The organism is Natronococcus sp. A-GB1, assembly GCF_029688845.1.
Lineage (GTDB): Archaea > Halobacteriota > Halobacteria > Halobacteriales > Natrialbaceae > Natronococcus.
In genome coordinates this window covers 33,077-49,103 of the sequence record NZ_JARUKW010000005.1, presented here as the reverse complement: position 1 = coordinate 49,103, position 16,027 = coordinate 33,077, and the positions used below count along the sequence as shown (strand labels likewise).

General features: G+C 67.1%; 19 protein-coding genes. 9 read left to right on the top strand and 10 right to left on the bottom strand.

Annotated features, from left to right (window positions below):
• Positions 1-2: 2 nt before the first annotated feature.
• The 4 genes from QA600_RS07250 to QA600_RS07235 all read right to left on the bottom strand — a co-directional run bounded on the left by QA600_RS07250 (position 3) and on the right by QA600_RS07235 (position 4,008).
• Positions 3-500 (bottom strand): hypothetical protein, encoded by a 498-nt coding sequence (locus QA600_RS07250; protein ID WP_278291281.1) that lies wholly within the window; start codon positions 498-500, stop codon positions 3-5.
• 144 nt (positions 501-644) lie between these two features.
• Entirely contained in the window at positions 645-1,772 is a 1,128-nt protein-coding gene (locus QA600_RS07245) for a glycosyl transferase family 2 (protein ID WP_278291280.1), read from the bottom strand.
• Between the two features lie 99 nt (positions 1,773-1,871).
• Entirely contained in the window at positions 1,872-3,059 is a 1,188-nt protein-coding gene (locus QA600_RS07240; protein WP_278291279.1) for a bifunctional oligoribonuclease/PAP phosphatase NrnA, read from the bottom strand.
• Between the two features lie 64 nt (positions 3,060-3,123).
• A complete protein-coding gene (locus QA600_RS07235; RefSeq protein ID WP_278291278.1) occupies positions 3,124-4,008 on the bottom strand; it encodes an SDR family oxidoreductase in 885 nt (294 codons plus the stop codon).
• A gap of 138 nt (positions 4,009-4,146) precedes the next feature.
• On the opposite strand from QA600_RS07235, the gene QA600_RS07230 reads away from it, so the two are divergent.
• Positions 4,147-4,443 carry a HalOD1 output domain-containing protein gene (locus QA600_RS07230; RefSeq protein ID WP_278291277.1) on the top strand — a complete coding sequence of 99 codons (297 nt, stop codon included), beginning with the start codon at positions 4,147-4,149 and terminating at the stop codon, positions 4,441-4,443.
• A gap of 28 nt (positions 4,444-4,471) precedes the next feature.
• Here QA600_RS07230 and QA600_RS07225 read toward each other — a convergent pair whose 3' ends face one another.
• A complete protein-coding gene (locus tag QA600_RS07225) occupies positions 4,472-4,897 on the bottom strand; it encodes a DUF5791 family protein (RefSeq protein ID WP_278291276.1) in 426 nt (141 codons plus the stop codon).
• A 375-nt stretch (positions 4,898-5,272) separates the two neighbouring features.
• On the opposite strand from QA600_RS07225, the gene QA600_RS07220 reads away from it, so the two are divergent.
• From QA600_RS07220 to QA600_RS07200, 5 genes are all read left to right on the top strand, one after another.
• Positions 5,273-6,154: a coiled-coil protein gene (locus QA600_RS07220; RefSeq protein ID WP_278291275.1), complete on the top strand. Its 882-nt coding sequence runs from the start codon at positions 5,273-5,275 to the stop codon at positions 6,152-6,154.
• 280 nt (positions 6,155-6,434) lie between these two features.
• On the top strand, positions 6,435-7,736 hold the full coding sequence (locus QA600_RS07215; protein ID WP_278291274.1) for a carboxylate--amine ligase: 1,302 nt from the start codon (positions 6,435-6,437) through the stop codon (positions 7,734-7,736).
• Between the two features lie 68 nt (positions 7,737-7,804).
• On the top strand, positions 7,805-8,800 hold the full coding sequence (sppA, locus tag QA600_RS07210; protein ID WP_278291273.1) for a signal peptide peptidase SppA: 996 nt from the start codon (positions 7,805-7,807) through the stop codon (positions 8,798-8,800).
• A 37-nt stretch (positions 8,801-8,837) separates the two neighbouring features.
• A complete protein-coding gene (locus QA600_RS07205; protein ID WP_278291272.1) occupies positions 8,838-10,112 on the top strand; it encodes a DUF373 family protein in 1,275 nt (424 codons plus the stop codon).
• Between the two features lie 51 nt (positions 10,113-10,163).
• Entirely contained in the window at positions 10,164-10,889 is a 726-nt protein-coding gene (locus tag QA600_RS07200; RefSeq protein WP_278291271.1) for a diphthine--ammonia ligase, read from the top strand.
• Between the two features lie 19 nt (positions 10,890-10,908).
• On the opposite strand, the gene QA600_RS07195 is transcribed toward QA600_RS07200, so the two are convergent.
• The 3 genes from QA600_RS07195 to QA600_RS07185 are packed head-to-tail and all read right to left on the bottom strand — an operon-like array spanning position 10,909 to position 13,039.
• Complete coding sequence (locus QA600_RS07195; protein WP_278291270.1) at positions 10,909-11,271, bottom strand: hypothetical protein; 363 nt, start codon at positions 11,269-11,271, stop codon at positions 10,909-10,911.
• A 54-nt stretch (positions 11,272-11,325) separates the two neighbouring features.
• Positions 11,326-12,021 (bottom strand): bacterio-opsin activator domain-containing protein, encoded by a 696-nt coding sequence (locus tag QA600_RS07190; RefSeq protein ID WP_278291269.1) that lies wholly within the window; start codon positions 12,019-12,021, stop codon positions 11,326-11,328.
• Positions 12,022-12,076: 55 nt separating this feature from the next.
• Entirely contained in the window at positions 12,077-13,039 is a 963-nt protein-coding gene (locus QA600_RS07185) for an NDP-sugar synthase (protein WP_278291268.1), read from the bottom strand.
• 103 nt (positions 13,040-13,142) lie between these two features.
• Here QA600_RS07185 and QA600_RS07180 point away from each other — a divergent pair, with 103 nt between their 5' ends.
• Positions 13,143-13,433, top strand: coding sequence for a transcriptional regulator (locus QA600_RS07180; protein WP_278291267.1), 291 nt, complete (start codon positions 13,143-13,145; stop codon positions 13,431-13,433).
• A 132-nt stretch (positions 13,434-13,565) separates the two neighbouring features.
• Positions 13,566-13,925, top strand: a complete 360-nt coding sequence (locus QA600_RS07175; protein ID WP_005553930.1) for a hypothetical protein — start codon at positions 13,566-13,568, stop codon at positions 13,923-13,925.
• On the opposite strand, the gene QA600_RS07170 is transcribed toward QA600_RS07175, so the two are convergent.
• Positions 13,922-14,350 (bottom strand): Rieske 2Fe-2S domain-containing protein, encoded by a 429-nt coding sequence (locus tag QA600_RS07170; protein ID WP_278291265.1) that lies wholly within the window; start codon positions 14,348-14,350, stop codon positions 13,922-13,924. The genes QA600_RS07175 and QA600_RS07170 overlap by 4 nt on opposite strands.
• 84 nt (positions 14,351-14,434) lie before the next feature.
• Here QA600_RS07170 and QA600_RS07165 point away from each other — a divergent pair, with 84 nt between their 5' ends.
• Positions 14,435-15,526, top strand: a complete 1,092-nt coding sequence (locus tag QA600_RS07165; RefSeq protein WP_278291264.1) for a saccharopine dehydrogenase NADP-binding domain-containing protein — start codon at positions 14,435-14,437, stop codon at positions 15,524-15,526.
• Positions 15,527-15,837: 311 nt separating this feature from the next.
• Here the strand turns inward: QA600_RS07165 and QA600_RS07160 are convergent, their stop codons facing one another.
• Complete coding sequence (locus QA600_RS07160; RefSeq protein ID WP_278291263.1) at positions 15,838-16,026, bottom strand: hypothetical protein; 189 nt, start codon at positions 16,024-16,026, stop codon at positions 15,838-15,840.
• Between the last annotated feature and the right edge of the window lies 1 nt (position 16,027).

Genomic DNA, 16,027 nt, shown 5'->3' with positions numbered 1-16,027 from the left:
GATCACTCGAGGGCGGCCTCCAGTCGCGCGCGTTCGTCCACGAGATCGACGGGGGCCCATGTTTCGACGTCGTAGCTCACGTCCAGCAGCGTCTCGACCCTGTCGTCGTCGCCGTCGTCGAGAGCCGCATCGGCCGCCGCGACGAACTCCTCGCGGACCGTCTCGCCGAGGGCCTCGCGGTCGGGTCGTCTGGGCTCGACGTCGAGGATGTGGGGAACGTCCTCGGCGCCCTCGGGAACGGTCGGAAACGCGGTCGGCCCGGCGACCAGCAGCGGTTCGTCGGACTCGGTTCCGTCGGGGGTCGGTTGCTCGAGAGGGTCGTAGGCGACGAGGGCAAACGACTCCCGGGCCCGGTTGATCCCCGCTTCGAGGGCGTCTGGGTCGACATCGCCGCCGTCGGCGCGAAACGCCGCCTCGGAGAGGGCCCGCTCGAGTTCGGCGCGGGTGAGCCCGCCGAAGAGGTCGACGACGCCGGCGAGTTCGTCGGCGGTCGCGTTCATACGCCGTCCACGGTCGGTGCGCTGTTGAATGTTACCCCGCACGCGGTAGCGCGGCGGAATTCGTCCTCTCGTCGAGCGCCGGCTTCATCCCGGCCACGGGAGGTCAGGGCGGTCGCCTCGCAATCCAGTACGACGGTCGAGCGATCAGTCGCTTCCCGCGGAGCCGACTCGGGGTCCGCGCCACGGGCGGGCACACTCGCGGACGGTTCCGGAATCGATCGGGGCGTCGAGCCAGCGGGGCAGCCGGCGGTCCGGTCCGGGGGGTTCGATCGCAGCGGCGTAGCGCTCGAGCTGGTCGTGCTCGCGCTCTGGATCGTACGCGAGCCCGTTGAACGCCGCGTCGGCCCGGTACTGGGCGATCAGCTCCCGTCCGGTCTCCCGGTAGCGCCCCGGTAGCGTCTCGTAGTCGGGGTCGACGCCGCCGGCCTCGAGCACCCGAAGCAGTTCGGCGCCGACCGTCCGGCTCATACCCTCGAGCCCGGTCTCGCCGGCGACCGCACGGTGGTCGTGCTCGTGGACGCCCAGATCGACCTGTGCGGTGCCCGCGAACCCGGCGTAGTCGAAGGCGTCGCCGAGGGTGCCGACCTCGAGTCCCCAGGTCCGGGGTGGGCGGAGCCGTTCTGCGAGGTCGGCGGTCATCGCGAACTCGCCGGCCAGCGCGTACCGGAAGGCACTACAGTACTCGAGGATCGGCTCGTCGTGTCGGGCCGACAGGGTCCGGAGCAGCGGCTCGTAGAACAGCCGGAAGAGGCGCCCGTAGAGCCGTCCGCGTTCGACGCGCGCGTAGTAGCCCTTCGAGAAGGCGAAGTCCATGGTCAGGGGCGCGAGCAGCCGACGGACGTGGTCGGCCTCGTAGCTGCGGGCGTCGGCGTCGTGGACGACGACGTACTCGCCGGCCTCGGCGGCGGGACCGAGCGCGAGCCAGATGTCCCGCCCCTTTCCGGTCTCGCCGGCGAGCCCGGCGTCCGCGAGTCGCTCCTCGAGGGCCGGCGCGTTACACCACAGCACCTCGATCGGCAGGGCGAAGGTTTCGAGCCACTCGCGGAACGGGCCGATCCGAGCGGGCGACGCCCGGACCGGGACGATGACCGTGGCGGGCTCGAGGGACTCGAGTTCGGCGAGCACGCGGGTTGCGGCCGGGCTCTCGTGTTCCCGGTCGGTCATCGGAACGACGACGGCCGTCTCGGCGATGGGATCGCCCTCGAGACCAGTAGCGAGCGGTTCCCCGCCGAGGTCGTGGAGCGTCGCGATCCGATCCTGGACGTACTCCATCGGTCCACTGTTGGAGCGAGCCGGTAAAACGGCCACGACTCCGGCGAACCGCGGCTGGCACCACGCTCCGTTCGGCGGGCCGAACCGGTTCGGTCGTCGCTACCGTCGGCTGCCCGACATCGCCTCGAAGAGGCGATCGTCGAACACCGCCCGCCCGCAGCCGTCCTCCGTTTCGATCGCCTCGAGGTAGTCGACCGGGATCTGTCCGCCACCCATTCGAGCGTGGCCGCCGGCGTTGGCCATCGGGACGTCGCTGACGGCGTGGCGAAGCGTCTCTCCCATGTGAACCCGGTCGTCCCGGGACCGACCCGAGACGTGGATTGTCCCGTCGTACTCGCCGTAGACGACGACCGCGGTGACGCCCTCGAGCTGGAGCAGCTCGTCGGCGGCCTGGGAGATTGCGTCGACGTTGGTGACCGACTCGACGTCACAGACGGCGAACGAGCCCTCGATCCGTCGATCGGTGATTGCCCGCGCCTTCGTCTTGAGGACGTCGTCGCTCACCTGCGGGTTGGCGATCCGGTCGAGCAGGTCCTCGTCGATCCCCGGGTAGAGATAGCCACAGGCCTCGAACTCGGCCCACGAACAGCCTCGAGTCAGGTGGTTCGTATCCGACTGGATGCCGTAGAGCAGCCCCGTCGCCAGCGCCGTCGAGAGCGCGGGCTCGTCCGCCGTTTCGTCGCCATCGGGCGAGACGTCCAGCTCCTCGAAGTACGCGGCGACGATCGTCGAGGCCGACCCGTACTCGCTGCGAACGTCGGTAAACTCGGTTCCGGTCCCGTTTCCAGGATGGTGGTCGACGACGGCGACGGGTTCGACGATCTGTGCGCCGGTGAACCCTCGCGGCGTGTTGTGATCGACGAGCACGACCGCCTCCGCAGCGAGCTCCGAAGCCGCCTCGATGCGCTCGAGTTCGAGCCCCAGGACCGTGCGAAAGGCCCGATTTTCCTGGTGGCGGATCTCGCCGGGAAACTGCAGCGTCGCGTCGGTGTCGACCGACGAGGCGATCTCGGCGACCCCCATCGCACACGCCATCGCGTCGGGATCCGGGTTCGGGTGTAACAGGACGGCGACCTCGTCGCGGCTCTCGAGGAGGTTGCAAAGGCGAACGCCCGGCGGGCGCCGGAGCCAGCGGACGAGCCACCAGACGCCGACCGCAACCCCGCCGACGGCGACGACGAGCAAGGAGAGCACGAGCGGGTCGAGCGATTGGAGCGTCTCCGCGGCGGGCTCGAGAGCCAACGTGTCACCTCCGATGCCGCCGCTGTCGACGCCCCGGTGTCGCATACCGCACCATTACATCGGATCCCCAAGAAGTTTCCCATCAACTGGAGAGATAGTTGCCCGACCCCTACCGACGGGCGTCGATCGCCTCGCGGTACCCCTCCCGGAACGTCGGGTACGCGAGCTCGTACCCCAGCTCGCGAAGCTTTCCGTTCGAGCAGCGCTTACTCGTCAGGATCCGACGACGGGCGGCCTCCGAGAGGTCGTCCGCCTCGAGCCGTTCGGACTTCGTCCGCTTCGGCGGCCGTTCGACGCCAGCCTCGTTGGCGAGCCAGTCGGCGAAGGCCCACTTCTCGACGGGTTCGTCGTCGACGACCTGGACGACCTCGTCGCGAGCGAGGTCCTCGCGGAGCAGGTAGCGGACGGCGCCGGCGGCGTCGTCGCGATGAATCATGTTCAGGTAGCCTTCCGTGACCGGCCCCTCGAGGTAGCGCTCGAGCCGGTAGCGATCCGGACCGTACAGACCCGCGTAGCGCGCGACGGCGCCGTCGAACCCGTACTCCCCCGGAAGCTCGAGGGCGACCCGCTCGGCCTCGGCCAGCATCTCGGTCTTTTCGGTCGTCGGCTCGATCGGCGTCTCCTCGTCGACCCAATCGCCGTCGTGGTCGCCGTAGACGCCCGTCGAAGAGGTGTAGATCAGCCGCTCGGGCGGGTTCTCGCGCTCGCCGAACGCCTCGATCGCCGTCTCGAGCCCCTCGATGTACACCTCGCGGGCGGCGTCGGCGCCCCGACCGCCGCTGCTGGCCGCGAAGACGATCGCGTCGACGTCGGGAACGGCCTCGAGCGTCGCCGGGTCGGTGACGTCGGCCTGGACGGCCTCCAGCCCCGCCGATTCGAGCGCCTCGAGTCCGTCGTCGGATCGACGGACGCCGATCGCGTCGTGATCCCGTTCGACGAGCTGGCGGCCGAGTTCGCAGCCGACGTAGCCACAGCCGAGAATCGCAACACGCATACGCCGACTCGGGCTCCGGGCCACATAATCGCACCGACAGACCGACCGATCGTTGATGCGACCGAGATAGACCACCCCACTTGAAAGGTTGGCGATCCAACCAGCGTCCTTTCACCGCTCCCGGCGATACGGGGAACCATGACCTCCACGACAGCTACTCGGGAGACGGATCAGACGCCAGTGAGCTACCAGGCCGATCCCGAGCAATCGCTCAGCGAGGCGGTTCTCGAGGCGGTCGCTACGGCGACCGACGTCGATCAGATCGCGCTGGCCAACGAGTTCGGCCCGCTGTACCACACTATCGATCCGTCGGCGCTTGACTCGCTGTTTCACGACCGATGCGAAACCGACCGAGCGGTCGGCTCGGTCAGCTTCGAGTACGCCGGCTTCCTTGTCTCGGTCGACCGCACCGGACAGGTAACGCTGACTTCGTAGCGTCCGCCCGGTGTCCCGGCGGTATCCGCTACTGGGATCGGCCGACGATGACGTGTTGTAAGTGGACGTACTCCGCGAACGACATCGGTGCGCGCCGTTCGATCTTCTGTTGCACCTCCTTCGCGTCGAGATCGATCTCGAGGTGGCTCTCGACCGCGTCGACGTCGAGCACCGCCGTCGTCATGCCGAGCAGCAGGTGCTCGCAGGCCATCGTCTCGATCGTCTCGGCGTCGGGTTCGTCGCTCTCGAGCGCCTGGATCTCGGCAGCCTCCTCGAGCGAGAGGTCGGGTGACTCACCTTCGAGCAGCGCCTCGAGTTCCTCGCGGTCGACGTCCGTGCGATCGAGGGCCGTCTCGAGGCCGTGTCGATCGACGACCGAGGCGAGCTGATCGTCGTACTCGGCGCGGAGGTCGGCCGGCGTCTCCGGGACGGACATCCGCTGTTCGTAGAACATACTCGACACCACAGCGGTCGGCCACAAGTGGGTTGTCCTTCCGGCGGCATCGACGATATTTATACGCCATCCGAGGTCGCTGAATCGGTCCAGACAGCCCCACGCGGGCCCTGCTAACGGTTTTCACGGGTGAGCTGACCGGTACATTTAAATTACCGGCGACAGTAGATGTGGTCACCAGAACGCCACCGGGGCGCGTATCGCTCGACGATCGATGACAGGAAATCTTATTCACCGAGGTTTCGCAGGTCGTGAGCGAACGCTGTACGCGGCGACGCGACGAGTCGGCGATCCGCCGAACGTGCGGATCACCACCGACGATGACCGCGTCCGTCTGCTCCCGGTGCGGGTATGGCACAGAGGTTTGACTAACACATGGTAGACGAATCGAAAAACATCGAACTGACAGACGACGACCTCGAAAACGACTCCAAGGGACAGCTCATCAAGAAGGCGGGCCAGCTCCGAGATCGACGAAACGATCTCAACCAGATGGCCTCCGAGCGCGCATCCGAGCGCGACGACCTCAACGCGAAGACTCGCGAGAAGGTCGACGAGGCCCAGGAGCACCGCGAGAAGCGCGACGAGCTCAACGAGCAGGTCCAGGAGCACAAGGACAAGCGAAACGAGCTCAACGCCGAGGCCAACGAGCTGTTCGACCGCGTCGAGCAGCTCAAGTCCGACATGGAGCTCAACGAGGGCAAGGACTTAGAGGAACTCGAAGAGGAGATCGAACAGCTCGAGTTCAAACAGCAGACCGAAGTGCTCTCGAGCGAGGAAGAACAGGAGCTCATCGAGAAGATCGAGTCCAAGCGCGAGGAGTACGAGGAGCGCAAGGGCAAGCTCGAGCAGAACGACGACCTCGAGGACCTCGTCGAGGAAGCCGAGGAAGTGCGTTCGGAGGCCTCCCAGCACCACCAGAAGGTTACCGAACTCGCTGACAAGGCCCAGGAACATCACAACCAGATGATCGAGGCCTACCGCGAGGCCGACGACATCCGCGACGAGGCCGACGAGATGCACGAGTCGTTCGTCGAGGCCCAGGAGGCCGCCGACCGTCACCACGAGGACTTCGTCCGCGTCCAGAAGCGCCTGCGCGAACTGGACAAACAGGAAGAGGAACAGCGCAAGTCCCAGCGTGACAAGAAGAAAGAGGAAGCCAAAGAGGAGGCCGAGGAGATCTATCAGAAGTTCAAGGAGGGCGAGACCCTCGACACCGAGGACCTGATGAAGCTCCAGAAGACCGGACTGCTGTAGGCCGATTCGTCAACCTGTGTCTGCTGCCGTTCGCTTTTTGCAGTAGCGGTCGCGTTCTCTCTCGGTTTTCGGTTCCCGTTTTCGGGCGAAACGGACGCGTACAGCCATTTTGGTTCCTGCGTTGGTCACCCGTTCGTGAGCCGATGGTTTCGACTCTCGAGCCGTCGAGAGTCGGTAACCGACACATACAGTGCCGGGAGGGCACCTCTCACGGCCACCAAACAAGTCGTTCGGCGGTAGTTCGGCCATAACAATGCCCTCGTCGCTGGGGAACTTTCGCATGCACGAGTCCAGGGACGACGTCGCCGTCTTCGTGCCGGGGATCGACGCCCCGAGTACGGTCGCCTGTCTCCGTTCGCTTCGACCCCGCGGCATCCGGACGATCGTCGGCTCCGAGTCGGCCGCCACTCCCAGTGCGGTCTCACGGTACTGCGACGAGTTCGTCCGCTTACCCGATCCGACCACGGAGCTGGCCGCCTACGGCGACGCGCTCCTCTCGATCGCCCGCCGGCCCAACGTCGAGACGATCATTCCGGTCCGCGAGGAGGACGTCTACTCGCTGGCGCGAAACCGGGAGGCGTTCGCGGCGGAAGTCGCGACGCCGTGGCCGACGTTCGAGACGCTGCGGCAGGTCCAGGACCGTCTCGAGCTGTTCGCGGCGGCCGATCGCGCTGGCGTCGCCGCCCCCGACACCGCGCTCGTAGACGAGTGGGACGACTGGAACCGCGAGACGATCGTCAAACCTCGCTACTCGGTCGCCGCGCCGGAGTACCTCGGTTCGGGGTTCGACCGCGTCGAGGTCGGCTCGACCGCCTATCAGACGCCGGGAGAGCCCCCGAACGTGGCCGCCTGTACCGAGGCCCGAGGCCACGTTCCGCTGGTCCAGGAGCGGATTCCCGACTCGAGGGAGTTCGGGTTCTTCGCGCTGTACGACCGGGGCGAGGCCGTCGCGACCTTCCAGCACTGCCAGCGCCGGGGCTGGGAGTACTGCGGCGGACCCAGCGCGTACCGCGAGTCGATCTACCTCCCCGAGCTCGAGGCCGACGGCAGGGCGCTGCTGGACGAACTCGAGTGGCACGGGCTGGCGATGGTCGAGTTTCTGCGCGACCCCCGCGACGGGCGGTTCAAGCTGATGGAGATCAACCCCCGGTTCTGGTCGTCGCTGCCGTTTACCGTCCAGGCGGGGGCGGACTTCCCGTTTTACTACTGGCAGCTGGCGATGGGCGAGCCGATTCCGGGCCGTCCGACCTACGAGACCGGGCTCGGCGGCCATCTCCTGCGGGGCGAGGTGAGCTACCTTCACAGCGTGCTGACCGAGGAGTATCCCGGTCTCGAGCGGCCGTCACCGTGGGCCGCACTGGTGGCGGTCGGGCTGTCGCTCGTCCGCCAGCCGCGGTTCGACTACGCGGTTGCCGACGATCCCATGCCGTTCGCCAGGGACGGCTGGAACGTCCTCCGGGAGTGGTTCGGCGACTGGACGGCCGACCCCGACGAGGCGCTGCCCAACGCCGGCGAGGTCGAGCGAGAGGCGCGAGACGACGGGGATACCGCCGACGCGCCCGGCGGCCTCCCGGCGGAGTAACGGCTCCGAATCGCCAACGCTTAACGGGGTTGCGGCGTCACTCACGGGTATGACTCGAGGTGGCAGGAGTGGTCAGTAACGAAGGTATCGGTCGACTCGCCGTCCTCGCGGTCGGGGCCGCGGCGTTCGCCGCGATCGGCGTCGCGCTGTTCGTGATCTACCCCGACACGCTGGCCGATCTCGCCGGCGTGCTCGTCGCCCTCGCCGTGATCGTCCTCGGAGTTCGGATCGCCGGCTCGGTCGCCGACTCCCTTTTTCCGGGGTACGACGTCGCCGAAGTCGCCGTCGAGGGACCGATCACCCGCGACGGCGGCGGCGGGCGATTCCCGTCGGGGCCGCGTTCGACCCCGGCCGACGACATCGTCGAGCAGATCGACCGGGCCGACGAGGACGACAGCGTCGACGCCCTGTTGCTCAAGCTGAACACGCCCGGGGGCGAGGTCGTCCCCAGCGACGACATCAAACTCGCCGCCGAACGGTTCGACGGACCGACGGTCGCCTACGCGACCGACGTCTGTGCCAGCGGCGGCTACTGGATCGCCAGCGGCTGTGACGAACTCTGGGCGCGAGACGGCTCCATCGTGGGCTCGATCGGCGTCATCGGCTCGCGGGTCAACGCGAGCGACCTCGCCGACAAGGTCGGGCTCTCTTACGAGCGCTTTGCCGCCGGGAAGTTCAAGGACGCCGGCACGCCGCTGAAGGAGATGGACGACAGCGAGCGGGCCTACCTCCAGGGATTGATCGACGACTACTACGAGAACTTCGTCGAGCGAGTCAGCGAGGGCCGGGATCTGGAACCAGAGTTCGTCCGCGAGACAGAGGCCCGGATCTACCTCGGCGAGCAGGCCCACGAGATGGGACTGGTCGACGAACTCGGCACGCGTCGGGAGCTCGAGGACGAACTCGCCGACCGGCTCGAGCGGGAGGCGGTCGTGATCGAGGAGTTCGAGCCCGAGCGACCGCTGATGGCTCGCGTCGGCGGCGGCGCCCGAAGTATCGCCTACGCCTTCGGCGCCGGCGTCGCAAGCGTCGTCGGCGACCGGGAGTTCCGGCTGCGATTCTAGCCGTGGTTTTATCGTTTCAGGGGATCGAACGCCTACCGTGACAACGCTGGTCGTCTGTCTCGACCGGACCGACGACGTCGGGCGAAAGACCGGACTCCGGTCGCCTATCGTCGGCTGGGAGGCAGTTCGCGCGCTGGTGACCGACGTCGGCCTCGCGGATCCGGAGGACTCGGGAGTCAACTCCTTACTCGAGACCCTCCGGGTCGCACAGAGCCTCCGCGACGAGAACGAGGACGTCGTCGTCGCGGTCGTCTCGGGCGACCGGGAGTCGATGGTCTCGGCCGACCGGTCGGTCGCACGGCAGGTAGACGACCTGATGGCCGCCCACGACCCCGACTCGGCGGTCGTCGTCATCGACAGTGCCGAGGACGAACGGCTGGTGCCGATCGTCGAGAGTCGCGTCCAGGTCGACTCCGTCGATCGGGTGGTCGTTCGCCAAGCCCGGGACATCGAGTCGACGTACTACCTGCTCAAACAGTTCCTGGCCGACGAGGAGCTCCGCCAGACCGTCCTGGTCCCGATCGGCCTGACGCTTCTGGTGTTTCCGATGCTCGCGTGGTTCGTCGGCCCCGCCGAGGGCGCCGCCGCGATCACGACCGTCATCGGCCTCTTCTTGCTGTACAAGGGGTTCAGCGTCGACGAGGTCGTCACCGGGCTCGCCCTCCAGATCCGCGAGTCGCTGTACTCCGGGCAGGTCTCGGTTGTCACCTACGCCGTCGCAGCCGGACTGACCCTCGTCGGCGTCTTCGTCGGCGTTCTCGGCGTCTCGAACCTCGAGGAACCGTCCGGCGTCGTGCTCCCGGCCGTCCAGTTCGCCTTCGACAGCGCCCCCTGGCTCGCCGCGGCCGCCCTGACCGCCAGCGCCGGCCGACTGCTCGACGAGGCGATCGGCGAGGAGCCGATCGGCAGCTCCTACCTCAACCTTCCCTTCATCGTCGTCGCCGTCGGGCTGGTGGTCCGGGGGTTCTCGGCGTACTTCCTCGAGCAACAGGCTCTCATCGAGTCGGTTCAGGTCCCCGCGATCGAGCTGGGCGTGCTCTCGATCGACACGTTCGGGATCACGGCCGGCGAGCGGCTGGCGCTGTACGTCGTCAGCGCGATCATCGTGAGCCTCGTCGGCGCCAAGGTCGCCGCGACGTTCAGCGGCGACACCGATCGAACGGTTCTCGAGGACGTCACGCCCGAGTCGGGGCTCACCGACGGCGGACCGCGCTCGCAGCCGGCCGACGGTCAGGACGCCGGTCGCGACGAGAGCGACACCGACTCGGGGCGCGGGAGCGAGGAGGACTCGGGTCCCGACTACCCCCGGTAGTCGAACGATGTGACTCGCCACCCCTTTAGCCTCGTCGCTCGAGTAATCCCCATGAGCGATGCAGACGGCACCTGGATCAGCCTCTTTTCGGGCGGGAAGGACTCCGCCTGGGCGCTGTACCGGGCCCTCGAGCGCGGACTGAACGTCGAGCGACTCGTCACGGTTCACCCGACCGGTGACTCCTACATGTACCACGTCCCGGCGACCGAGCTCGCGGGACTGGCCGCCGAGAGCATCGGCATCGAGCTGCTGGAGGTCGAACCCGACGACTTCGGAGCCGACGACGTAACGGATGCGGGCGCGCAAGGTGACAACGAACTCGAACCCCTCGAGGCCGCCCTGCGGGAGCTCGACGCCGAGCTGCCGGGTGGGATCGCTGGCGTCACCGCGGGGGCCGTCGAGAGCGAGTACCAGACGAGCCGGATCGAGGCGATGTGTGACCGCCTCGGCTGTGACCTGTTCGCGCCGCTGTGGCGCGAGGACCCCCGCGAACTCGCCGACGCGATGCTCGCCGCGGGCTTCGAGATTAAGATCATTCGGGTCGCGGCCTACGGGCTCGACGAGTCCTGGCTCGGCCGCACGCTCGACGCGGATGCCCTCGCGGAGCTCGAGTCGCTCAACGAGGAGTACGGCGTTCACATCCTGGGAGAGGGCGGCGAGTTCGAGACGCTGGTGGTCGACGGCCCGCACATGGATCGACGGATCGATCTCGAGTACGAGACCGAGTGGGACGGGACTCGTGGGACGCTGCGGGTGACCGACGCGGGGCTGGAGTGAGAGGCGGGTCTCGAGGGACTCAGGAATCGTCGCGCTCGGAGCGCGGTTCGGGGTCGCTTTCGGAGACGATCGAGAGATACGGCTCGAGACCGGCGAGTCGGTCGGTCGGTTCGACGAGTCCCCGATTTCGGTCGTACTCGACGAGTTCGAGGTCCGCGAGCTTCGGAACGTGAACGTGGCGGAGCGAGACGAAGATCTCGCGAACGGTCTCGCCGGGGACGTCGGTGATGAGCGGGCCGGCCTCCTCGACGGCGAGCTTCCTGGACAGATCGGTTATCGTCAGCCGGCGGTCGTCGGACCTGAGTACAGTGACAGTCCTGCGCCGCCGTCGGTTCGCCAGGAGGTCGAAGACGGCATCGGTGTCCGTGAGACCGTGTTCCATGGTCGGACGTTCACAACCCGTCCCATTGGTCGGGTGGGTTGTATGTTCAACCCTTCAAGTATCCGGCCGCTCGAGACGACTCTCGGTCGGTGCAGCCTCCTGGCCCGGTGGGGTCACGGGCAAGGTGTTACCGATTAGCGCCTCGTAGCCGCGGTGGAGCCGCTCGGAGAGCGACTGCTGACTGATGTCAAGTGTGTCGGCGACGTCAGCGAGCGAAACCGACGACGAGGAGAAGTACCCCATCTCCCAGGCAGTGAGCAGCGCCTCGTGTTGTTTCTCCGTTAGCTCGTACTGGCCGACGCCGCGGGGGTGTGCGCGGGCGAACAGCTGCGTGAGCCGATAGGGGACGTCGAAGTCGCGGCAGTACGTCTGGAAATCGTCGAGGCTGTTTCGATCCGCGAATCGCATCCGAAGCTCCCACTCGTCGTACTGCGCCGACGCCTCGAGGATCGTCGCGCCCAGTTCCGTGTACGCGTAGACCAGCGAGTCGACGTTCCCCGTCCACTCCCCGCGGTACAGCATCGATCGCTCGTAGTCGTCGATATGTTCGACGTCTCGAATCGTCGGATCGTCGGCCGTTGCTCGCTCGAACGTTCGGTGATCGACCCCGGATACCCACAGATACGGCGTGAGCACGTCGTCCGCCGCGACGACGCGCTCGATCTCGATAACGAGATCCCGCTCCGATCGGAGGGTCTCGTGGAGCGCGAACGCCTCGGCGGGAATGTGAAACTCCCCGAAGAGACTCATAGCACCTACTTTTTCCGAGCAATTATAAACGGCTCGGCTACTGCAAGGCGGGCGATCACCTGGTGATGGTCGTGTGGGCTCCGATGAGCGCGCCCGCGAGATCAAGGTCCTCGAGTCGGGTTCCCTCGTCGATGATCGATCGCCTGACGCCGCCGTTCTCGATGGTCGCCTCCGGGAAGACGACCGCGTGGTCGAGCTCGGTGTCGATCAGCGTGACGTCGTCCATCACGTGGACGTTCTCGCCGATCGTCGCGTTCTCGAGGGTCGCCGAGTCAGCGATCAGCGACTCGCCGTCGAGGTGCCAGGCGACGGCGTCGAGGTAGCTCTCGGGGGTGCCGATGTCGAACCACGCTCCCTCGAAGGTGTAGGCGTAGGTCGGCTCCCGATCCTGAAGCCACTGGACGAACCAACCCGGCTCGTCGGGGTTGTTATCCCCCTCGAGGTAGATGTCGAACAGCGACACTGCATCGCGGGGAAACGCGTAACAGGCGATCGACACCAGGGTGCTCTTGGGGTCGTCGGGTTTCTCCTGGAAGTCGACGACGCGGTCGCCCTCGAGCTCGACCAGGCCGTAGGATTTTGCCTTCTCGCGGGAGCCGACGTCATATGCGGCAAGCGTCGGAGCCTCCCGGTCGAAAAACTCGTCGACGAACTCGGAGAGATCGAAGCTCAGCAGGTTGTCGCCGGCGACGACCAGCAGGTCGTCGTCGACGTTCTCGCGATCGATCAGCTGGGCGAGCGCGCCGACGACGCCGAACTTGTCGTCTTCCGCCCTCGTCTCCTCGACCGACAGCGTCGGCTTCTCGAACTCGCTGTCGGCGAGATGAGCCTCGAACTCGTCGGCGAAGCGCTCGTTCGTGCTCACGAACACTTCGTCGATCCGGTCGTCGGCCTCGAGCTCCGCGAAGATCCGATCGATAACCGTGGCGTCGCCGATCGGGAGGAACATCTTGGGTCGATGTTTCGTGATCGGCCACATCCGGGTCGCGTACCCGCCTGCCAGAACGACGGCTTTCATGTCCCGTGTTTCACCGAGCCGATGTAAGTCGTTTACCCCTGCACGGTGTACAGTCTCGCGAACGAACCGAACACCTATCCGGATCCGGGCGATGATCCCACGTATGCGGGAAGCAGACGAGACGACCCGGCAACGACTCGCCGACGCGCTTCGGGCCGAGCCGGCGACGCCGAGCGAACTCGCCGTCCAGTTCGAGCTGACCCCGGAGACGATCCTTCGACACCTCGAGCACGTCTCGCGGTCGGTTGACGGCGGCGACGAGCAGTTCCTCGCCGCGCCCCCGGCCTGTCGGGACTGCGGGTTCGACGGCTTCGACGAGCTGTTGAACCGTCCGTCGCGATGTCCCGACTGCAAGAGCGAGGCGATCGACGAGCCGACCTACACGATCGAGTAGCCACAGCCGCGAACTGCGAGCACGGTTTCGACACGCCTATCTGTCGGCGCGGCAACGATCCGATATCGACGCCCCGAGCGGTCGATCGCCGGTTCTGGCCGGCCGCCACCGGGCACCCGACGCAACATACGCATGACCACCTCCGACTCCGACTTCGACTCCCCCGGGTTCGTTCTCGCGATGCTCGACTGGCTCGAGCGCCGCGAGGAGTCCCCGGCTGCGGTCGACGAAAGCCTCGAGCTGTTGGCCGATCGGCGCCGCCGGCTGTTGCTCGAGGTCATGCGCACCTACGGCGAGGAGCTGACGCTACCCGACGCCGCCGAGGAGGTCGCGGTTCGCGAAACCGGCCGAAAGGTAACCGAGCTGTCGGCCGAACGGGTCGCGAACGTCTACATTTCGCTGTACCACGACCACATGCCCCGGCTCGTCGAGGCCGACCTCATCGAGTACGACCAGGAGCGGGATCTGGTGATCCCCCTCGAGATGCGCTAGAACTCGACGTTCGACGTCGAGGTCAGGTCGCCGTCGTCCTCAATCGGGCCCGCCGCGACGAACTCGTACTCCTCGTCGGTGAGGTAGACGTCGCCGTCCGAGACCGTCACCTCGAGTTCGGTCAGGTACGCCCCCTCGCAGGGACCGAACGTACACTCCCCCGAGTCGGTCTCGAAGTACGCGCCGTGGTTCGCACAGATCACTTCGCCGTCGCGCATCGGCGCGCCGTCGCCCTTGTCGAGTTTGATGTGTGTGAAGTGCTGACAGTAGTTCAGCCAGCACGAGACGTCCGTGTCGGTCGACCCCGTGCCGTTCGCCACGAGAATCGCCTCCTGACGGTCGCCCAGTTCGTCGGCGACGCGAAAGAGGAAGGTCGACTCCGTGGGGACGTTCTCCAGGCTCGTGATCCGCTGTGTAGCCGCCATCGGTGTCCAGTTACGAGTCAGTGTTCGTGAACGTTTCGAGACTGTCTGACGGAGTTTTAACACGCCGAACCCCTAACGGCTGGCATGGACTCCCTCCTCATCTACGGCTCGTACGGCTACACCGGCCGGCTGATCGCTCGCGAGGCCGTGGCTCGCGGCGGCTCGCCGACGCTCGCGGGGCGCGACGGAGACCGGGTCGCCCGACAGGCCGAGGAGCTCGGCCTCGAGGGACGGGCGATCGATCTCACGGACGGCCCGCTCGAGGACGATCTCGAGGCGTTCGACGCCGTGTTGAACTGCGCCGGTCCGTTCGAGCGAACCGCCGAACCGCTCGTGCTGGCCTGTCTCGAGGCGGGGACGGACTACCTCGACATTACGGGCGAGTTCCCGGTATTTGAACGCCTCCGCCAATACGGGGAGGCGGCCAGCGCAGCGGGGATCACGCTGCTTCCCGGGGTCGGGTTCGACGTCGTGCCGACCGACTGTCTGGCCGCGATGCTCCACGAGCGTCTGCCGACCGCCGATCGGCTTCAGCTGGGCGTCAAGAGCGAGTACGGCTTCTCCCCGGGAACCGCCCGAACGTTCGTCGAACTGGCCGGAGAAGGGGGGGTCATCCGTCGGGATGGACGGCTACTCAACGTCCCCGCGGCCTTCCGAAGCCGGACGATCGACTTCGGGGAGGGTCCCGAACACGCCGTAACGATCCCGCTAGGCGACGTCGTCACCGCGGCCCACACGACAGGAATCGAGACGGTCGAGGTCTACGGCGCCGTTCCCGAGTGGAGCAAGCCACTGCTGTCGGCGACCGACTCGCTGGGGTGGCTCCTCGAGCGGCCGTCGGTCGAACGCGCGGCGACCCGCGCGATCGACGCCCTCCTCGACGGTCCCGACGGAACGGCCCTGGCGACCGAATCCGCAACCGTCTGGGGCGAGGTCGTCGACGACGACAGCGGCGAGCGCCACAGCGGCCGCCTCCGGACGCCCAACCCATACGCGCTGACGGCCGACGCCGCTGTCAGCGCCGTCGAACGCGTCCTCGAGGTCGGTGTCGAGAACGGGTTCCAGACCCCGGCCAGTGCGTTCGGCTCGGCGTTCGTCACGGAACTCGCGGGCGTCGAACGGGAGTTCCTCGAGACCGACACCGAGGGATCGGCGATGCCCGAGCCGGCGGACTGACCGACCTCGAACCCCTCGACTCCGAGCGCCCAAAGCGTTATCGCGAACCGAACCGCCTCTCGAGGCGAACGGCCCGTCCGTCGTCCGTCGTCCGTTCTGTCTTTCTCTGGGCGATCCTCGCGTTCGTGGCTCTCTCGAGTTTCGAGCTGCTGCTGTTCGGTCGGTTCGAGCCGACGCGCTCCCTTTCTGTCGTGATCGGCGTGGGGGTCGGCTTCACCGTCGCGGATCGGACGTTCCGATCGGCAGACCGTGAACGAGAGTCCGGCCGCGTATGGCGGTTCCCGACGGCTCGAGGCGGAGACCCGTCCCGGTCAGTCGTCGCTCGCGTCTCGAGCCCCGCGGATCTCGTTGCGCAGACTGGCCGCGCTGACGCCGACGATCAGGCCGACACCGAACCCGGGCAGGAAGTCCGCGGGCTCGCCGAGGACGGCGAGAAACGCACCCAAACCGAGTGGTGGAGCCAGGAGGAGAACCGTCATCTCCAGAGCGAAGACGTCCATA

Coding starts and splice junctions, on each gene's coding strand:
- QA600_RS07240 (WP_278291279.1), bottom strand. CDS start 3,059: ATGCGACACCGGGGCGTCGACAGCGGCGGCATCGGAGGTGACACGTTG.
- QA600_RS07165 (WP_278291264.1), top strand. CDS start 14,435: ATGGACTCCCTCCTCATCTACGGCTCGTACGGCTACACCGGCCGGCTG.
- QA600_RS07195 (WP_278291270.1), bottom strand. CDS start 11,271: ATGGAACACGGTCTCACGGACACCGATGCCGTCTTCGACCTCCTGGCG.
- QA600_RS07235 (WP_278291278.1), bottom strand. CDS start 4,008: ATGCGTGTTGCGATTCTCGGCTGTGGCTACGTCGGCTGCGAACTCGGC.
- QA600_RS07175 (WP_005553930.1), top strand. CDS start 13,566: ATGACCACCTCCGACTCCGACTTCGACTCCCCCGGGTTCGTTCTCGCG.
- QA600_RS07200 (WP_278291271.1), top strand. CDS start 10,164: ATGAGCGATGCAGACGGCACCTGGATCAGCCTCTTTTCGGGCGGGAAG.
- QA600_RS07215 (WP_278291274.1), top strand. CDS start 6,435: ATGCACGAGTCCAGGGACGACGTCGCCGTCTTCGTGCCGGGGATCGAC.
- QA600_RS07170 (WP_278291265.1), bottom strand. CDS start 14,350: ATGGCGGCTACACAGCGGATCACGAGCCTGGAGAACGTCCCCACGGAG.
- QA600_RS07160 (WP_278291263.1), bottom strand. CDS start 16,026: ATGGACGTCTTCGCTCTGGAGATGACGGTTCTCCTCCTGGCTCCACCA.
- QA600_RS07190 (WP_278291269.1), bottom strand. CDS start 12,021: ATGAGTCTCTTCGGGGAGTTTCACATTCCCGCCGAGGCGTTCGCGCTC.
- QA600_RS07225 (WP_278291276.1), bottom strand. CDS start 4,897: ATGTTCTACGAACAGCGGATGTCCGTCCCGGAGACGCCGGCCGACCTC.
- QA600_RS07220 (WP_278291275.1), top strand. CDS start 5,273: ATGGTAGACGAATCGAAAAACATCGAACTGACAGACGACGACCTCGAA.
- QA600_RS07230 (WP_278291277.1), top strand. CDS start 4,147: ATGACCTCCACGACAGCTACTCGGGAGACGGATCAGACGCCAGTGAGC.
- QA600_RS07250 (WP_278291281.1), bottom strand. CDS start 500: ATGAACGCGACCGCCGACGAACTCGCCGGCGTCGTCGACCTCTTCGGC.
- QA600_RS07185 (WP_278291268.1), bottom strand. CDS start 13,039: ATGAAAGCCGTCGTTCTGGCAGGCGGGTACGCGACCCGGATGTGGCCG.
- QA600_RS07180 (WP_278291267.1), top strand. CDS start 13,143: ATGCGGGAAGCAGACGAGACGACCCGGCAACGACTCGCCGACGCGCTT.
- QA600_RS07245 (WP_278291280.1), bottom strand. CDS start 1,772: ATGGAGTACGTCCAGGATCGGATCGCGACGCTCCACGACCTCGGCGGG.